We start from the raw sequence: 5,222 nt of genomic DNA on the forward strand, positions 1-5,222 counted from the left end.
AGGGCATCGCCGAGCGCGAAGTGTTCATGATCGAGGGCAACCAGCGCGACCTGGACTGGGACGGATTCTCGGCCAGCCTGCGCGCGCCGAGCCTGTTCGCGTCGCGGCGGCTGATCGAGGTGCGCCTGGCCACCGGCAAGCCGGGCACCGTGGGCGCGCGCGTGCTGGCCGAAGCCTGCGCCGAGCTGCCGGCCGACGTCTGCCTGCTGGTGACCTGCGGCGAATGGAGCAGGCAGCACGGCGGCAAGTGGAGCGAGGCGATCGGCCGCATCGGCGTGGTCTCGGTGGCATGGCCGGTCAAGCCGCACGAACTTCCCGAATGGATCGACCGCAGGCTGCGCTCGCGCGGCCTGAAGGCCGATGCCGCGGCCGTGCAGCGCCTGGCCGAACGCGTGGAGGGCAACCTGCTCGCCGCCGCGCAGGAAATCGAAAAGCTGGCCCTGCTCGCCGACGGCCAGGTGCTCGACGTCGAGCGGATGGACGCGCTGGTCGCGGACTCGGCGCGCTACGACGTGTTCCGGCTCATCGACGCCACCTTGAACGGCGATCCGGTGCTGGTGTCGCGCATGCTGCGCGGCCTGCGCGGCGAAGGCCAGGCGGTGCCCGCGCTGCTGGGCATGCTGGCGATGGAGCTGCAGCGTGCGGCGGTGCTGGCACGAACCAAGGCACGCGGCGGCAACCTCAACGCGGAATTCAAGGCGCAACGGATCTGGGATGCGCGCCAGGCCAGCTACCTGCGCGCGCTGCAGCGCCATCCGTTGTCGCGCTGGGAAACCTTCGTCGGCATCCTCGGGCGCGTGGACCGCATCGCCAAGGGACGCGGCGTTCCCGGCCGCGATCCCGAGGATGCCTGGGTGCAGCTCGAGCGCCTGCTGGTGGCCGTGGCCAGTCCGCCCGCAGCGGCGTTGCTGGCCGGCTGAACGCGATGCACGCGCTGCACGTGCTCTACGGCGGCACCTTCGATCCTGTCCACGCAGGGCACCTGGCGATCGCGCGCGCCGCGCACGCGGGCCTGGGCGTGTCCGTGCACCTGATGCCCGCCGCCGATCCGCCGCATCGCCCGCCGCCGGGTGCCACCGCGGCCCAGCGCGTGGCGATGCTGGAACTCGCGCTGGAAGGCGAACCGGGCCTGCGCCTGGACCTGCGCGAACTGGCGCGCAGCGGCCGTTCCTGGAGCGTCGACACCCTGCGCGGCCTGCGCGCGGAGATCGGGGAGGCCGCTCCGGTCGCGCTGCTGGTGGGCGCCGACAGCTTCGCCGGCCTGCCGACCTGGAAGTCCTGGCGCGAGCTGTTCGGGTTGGCCCATTTCGTGGTCGCCAGCCGCGACGGCGACGACGGCCTGCCGCCCGAGCTGGAGGCGGCCTTGCAGGGACGCATGGCCCGGACCCCGGACGAACTGTCGCAGTCGCCGGCCGGCAAGGTGCTGTGGCTCCACCAGCCCCTGCATCCGCATTCGGCCACCGCCATCCGCGCCCGGATCGCCGCCGGCCAGCCCTGGCGCCACCTGGTGCCGGCGCCGGTCGCCGGCTACATCGACGCTCATGGCCTTTATCGAGCCGTTACAGGGCCGTGACCGGGGCCCGGTTATAATCGCCGCCGATTTCCAGGAAACCCGGACGCCCTTGACCACCCAAGCCCAGGTCATCAAGACCCAGTTGCCCAACCCGCCCCCGCCCATCGAGAAGCTGCTCGAGGCTGTCCACGGTGCGGTCGAAGAACTCAAGGCCAAGGACATCGTCGAGATCGACGTGCGCGGCAAGAGCAGCGTCACCGATTTCATGGTCGTCGCGTCCGGCACCTCCAGCCGCCACGTCAAGTCGATCGCCGACGAGGTCGTGCGCTTCGCCAAGAAGCTCGACGTGCAACCGCTCGGCGTCGAAGGCGAGACCGAGGCCGAGTGGGTGCTGGTCGACCTGGGCGACGTCGTCGTCCACGTCATGCTGCCCCGCGTGCGCGAGTTCTACGCGCTCGAGCGCCTCTGGACCGTGGGCGACCAGCCGCCCGAGAACGCGGGCGTAGCGTAAGCGGCGCCGTGAAGGCGCGCCTCATCGCCATCGGGGAAAAGCCACCCGCATGGGTCGCCAGCGGCTTCGCCGAATACCGGAAGCGGCTGTCGCACTGGCTGCCGCTGGACCTGGTCGAGATCGAACCCGGCTTGCGCGGCAAGGGCCGCGACGCCGCGCGCGCGACTGCCGACGAGGGTGCGCGGGTGATTGCGGCATTGCCGAAAACGGCACACGTGGTCGCGCTGGACGGACGCGGCAAGGCCTGGTCGTCGGAGGAACTCGCCCAGCGCCTGCAGCATTGGCGCAACGGCGGCCGTGACCTGGCATTTCTGATCGGCGGTCCCGAGGGCCATGCGCCCGACGTACTCGCCGTCGCCGACGAGACCTGGTCGCTGGGGCCGCTGACGCTGCCGCACATGCTGGTGCGGCTGGTGGTTGCCGAGCAGCTGTACCGCGCCGCGGCGCTGCTCGCCAACCACCCCTACCACCGCGCCTGACCGGCGCGGCTTGCGCTAGCGCAGCCTGAAGTTGATCGGCACCAGGCCGATCGCCTGCACCGCCTGTCCGTTGTACATCGCCGGACGGAAGCGCCAGTGTTCCAGGACCTGCCGGCGCGCGGCCGCGTCGAGGCGCCCGTCACCGCTGCCCTCGCGCACGTCGACCCGCAACGGACGGCCGTCGACGTCGACCAGAACTTCAAGCAGCACCGTGCCTTCGCTGTGGATGCGCGCCGAGGCACGCGGGTAGGCCGGCGGCGGCGCTTCAAGATACTCAAGGCGCGCACCGGCGAGCGGCGCGACGGGCATGGAGATGCTTGCCACTTCGGTGGCCGTCGTGTCGGGCAGGGGCGGCGATGCCTGCTCGCTGCCCTGGTCGACGATCACGTCGACCGGTGTCGGCGGCGACTGCACGCGCGGCGCGGTGGTCGTCGTGGGTGTCGGGGGACGGGGCGTCACCGGCACCGTGGGCGGCACCGGCGTCGGTTCGGGACGCGGCAGGTACCAGCTGATCGAGGGTTGGGTCTCGCCCGGGAGCTTGAGCAGCGGCGGACCCTGCATCGGGACCAGCAACACCATCAGCAGCAGTGCGTTGAAGCCGATCGCGAAGGCGTAGCCGGCGATGCGGTTGGCCTGTGGGTGCGGGTGAGAATGCGTCTGTGCGTATTGCATGGTCCACCTCCCTCGGTTGGTCGCTTAGCTCATTTGCGCTTGTCCCGCTCGTGCCGGTCCGGCACGGGATGGTCGTCGGTATCGCGTTCGATGCCCGGCTCGTCAGGGCTGGGACGCGCGGGCTCGGCCGGCTGCCGCGCCTGGCCGCGGTCGCGCGGCTGCTCCTCGCGGTAACCGGAGCGGTCGTGCGTGTCCTTGGGCGTCCGGCTCATCTCACTTCCCCAGTTCGAACACCACCGACAGGTTCGCGGTGAGCGTGGTTTCCCCCGGGGACACCGCGGTGTCGTAGGCCTTCTGTTCGCGGGCCATGGCCATCATCGGCATCGGCGGCGGCTGGTGGAATCCGCCACCCTCGTCGATGCTGACGATGCGGCGGACCTTGAGCCCGAGTTCGCTGGCGTACATCCGGGCGCGCGCCTGGGCTAGCTTCAGCGCTTCGCGCCTGGCCTCGTCGTAGACTGCTTCGGGCTTGTCGATCTCGAAGCCCGGGCCGTTGACCTGGTTGGCGCCGCTGGCGACCAGGGCGTCGAGCACCTGGCCCAGCTTGCCGATGTCGCGGACCTTCAGGCTGACGGTGTTGCTGGCCTGGTAGCCGGTGATCGCCGGCGGCTGGTTCTCGGCATAGCGGTACTGCGGATGGACGTTGATGCCGCTGGTCTGGATGTCGCGCTCGGCGATGCCGGCCTTGCGGATCGCGGCCATCACCTTGTCCATCTGCGCGGCGTTGTCGCGCATGGCGGTGTTGGCGTCGGCCGACTGGGTGACCACGCCCGCGGACAGGGTGGCCACGTCCGGGACCCGGCTGGCCTCGGCCTGCGCCGTGACCGAGAGCAGGGTGCCGTCGGTCTGCTGGGCCGCAGCGGTGCCGGCGAACCCGGCCATGAGCAGCAGGGCCAGGAGCAGCGGGGCGGTGGTCGAAGGGAAGCGGGATCGGTGCATGCGGGGGCTCCAGGCGATGTGAATGGGCTGGAAAAAAGGGTGTGCCCCCGCTGGTGAACGGGCGGTGAGCCGGAAATCCACGGCTTTCCGTGCATGGCGGCCCTGCGGCGCGGGTGCGGGTTATTCTTGAAGGGATGCTGTATCTCGCCTCGCAATCCCCGCGCCGGCGCGAGCTGCTGGCCCGCCTGGGGCAGCCGTTCGACTGCCTGGACATCGACGTGCCCGAACAACGCCAGCCCGGGGAGCCGCCGGAGGACTACGTGCGCCGGGTCGCGCGCGAGAAGGCCGGTGCCGGCCTGCTTCAGGTGATGGCCATCGCCGGGGCGCGGGTGATCGGCGCCGATACCGAGGTCGTGCTCGACGACGAGGTGTTCGGCAAGCCGGCCGATGCCGCCGATGCGGCGGCGATGCTGGGCCGGCTGTCCGGCCGCACCCATCGCGTGGTCTCCGCGGTATCGCTGGTGTCGGCGTCGCGCGAGGCGCAGGTGGTCTCGATTTCAGAAGTGCGTTTCGGCGACCTCGACCAGCGCGCCATCGACGCATACGTCGCCGGCGGCGAATGGCAGGGCAAGGCCGGCGCCTACGCGATCCAGGGCGAGGCCCAGCGCTTCATCGCGCACCTGTCGGGCAGCCATTCCGGGGTGATGGGCCTGCCGCTGTACGAAACCGCACGCCTGCTGCAGCAATTCGACCAGGGAGCCGCGCCATGAGCGAGGAGATCCTGGTCAACGTCACCCCGCGCGAGACCCGCGTGGCCGTGGTCGAGAACGGCATGCTGCAGGAGCTGCACATCGAGCGCGGCTGGTCGCGTGGCGTGGTCGGCAACATCTACAAGGGCAAGGTGCAGCGGGTGATGCCCGGGATGCAGGCGGCCTTCGTCGAGATCGGCCTGGATCGCGCGGCCTTCCTGCACGCCAACGACATCCAGCGGCCGCTGGCCGCGCGCGGCGCCGACGCCACCGACCAGGCCGTGCCGGCGCCGGTGCCGCCGATCGCCGAACTGCTGCGCGACGGCCAGGACGTAGTCGTGCAGGTGGTCAAGGACCCGATCGGCAGCAAGGGCGCGCGCCTGACCACGCAGATCAGCATTCCCTCGCGCTACCTGGTG

The 5,222-nt window shown here is 71.0% G+C and carries 9 protein-coding genes; 6 read left to right on the forward strand and 3 right to left on the reverse strand.

Going from position 1 to position 5,222, the window contains the following annotated elements:
* The 4 genes from holA to rlmH form a co-directional block, all read left to right on the forward strand.
* Positions 1-920: DNA polymerase III subunit delta (gene holA / locus QAA18_RS12190; RefSeq protein WP_279413292.1), on the forward strand; the 920-nt coding region annotated here is incomplete at its 5' end.
* Between the two features lie 5 nt (positions 921-925).
* Positions 926-1,573: a nicotinate-nucleotide adenylyltransferase gene (nadD, locus tag QAA18_RS12195; RefSeq protein ID WP_279413294.1), complete on the forward strand. Its 648-nt coding sequence runs from the start codon at positions 926-928 to the stop codon at positions 1,571-1,573.
* A 49-nt stretch (positions 1,574-1,622) separates the two neighbouring features.
* The gene (rsfS, locus tag QAA18_RS12200) at positions 1,623-2,024 is read left to right on the forward strand and encodes a ribosome silencing factor (protein WP_279413296.1); all 402 of its coding nucleotides are present in this window, start codon (positions 1,623-1,625) and stop codon (positions 2,022-2,024) included.
* An 8-nt stretch (positions 2,025-2,032) separates the two neighbouring features.
* On the forward strand, positions 2,033-2,503 hold the full coding sequence (gene rlmH, locus QAA18_RS12205) for a 23S rRNA (pseudouridine(1915)-N(3))-methyltransferase RlmH (protein WP_279413297.1): 471 nt from the start codon (positions 2,033-2,035) through the stop codon (positions 2,501-2,503).
* A gap of 15 nt (positions 2,504-2,518) precedes the next feature.
* On the opposite strand, the gene QAA18_RS12210 is transcribed toward rlmH, so the two are convergent.
* From QAA18_RS12210 to QAA18_RS12220, 3 genes are read right to left on the reverse strand one after another with little or no spacing between them, the layout of a single operon-like run.
* Positions 2,519-3,175: an energy transducer TonB gene (locus QAA18_RS12210; protein WP_279413300.1), complete on the reverse strand. Its 657-nt coding sequence runs from the start codon at positions 3,173-3,175 to the stop codon at positions 2,519-2,521.
* A gap of 29 nt (positions 3,176-3,204) precedes the next feature.
* Positions 3,205-3,387, reverse strand: coding sequence for a hypothetical protein (locus tag QAA18_RS12215; protein ID WP_279413302.1), 183 nt, complete (start codon positions 3,385-3,387; stop codon positions 3,205-3,207).
* A 1-nt stretch (position 3,388) separates the two neighbouring features.
* Complete coding sequence (locus tag QAA18_RS12220; protein ID WP_279413306.1) at positions 3,389-4,114, reverse strand: SIMPL domain-containing protein; 726 nt, start codon at positions 4,112-4,114, stop codon at positions 3,389-3,391.
* A 134-nt stretch (positions 4,115-4,248) separates the two neighbouring features.
* On the opposite strand from QAA18_RS12220, the gene QAA18_RS12225 reads away from it, so the two are divergent.
* A complete protein-coding gene (locus tag QAA18_RS12225) occupies positions 4,249-4,824 on the forward strand; it encodes a Maf family nucleotide pyrophosphatase (protein WP_279413308.1) in 576 nt (191 codons plus the stop codon).
* Positions 4,821-5,222, forward strand: a 402-nt coding sequence (locus QAA18_RS12230) for a S1 RNA-binding domain-containing protein (RefSeq protein WP_279413310.1), incomplete at its 3' end; no start/stop codon positions are given. The genes QAA18_RS12225 and QAA18_RS12230, both read left to right, overlap by 4 nt.

This window comes from Luteimonas sp. 8-5, assembly GCF_029763755.1.
Lineage (GTDB): Bacteria > Pseudomonadota > Gammaproteobacteria > Xanthomonadales > Xanthomonadaceae > Cognatiluteimonas.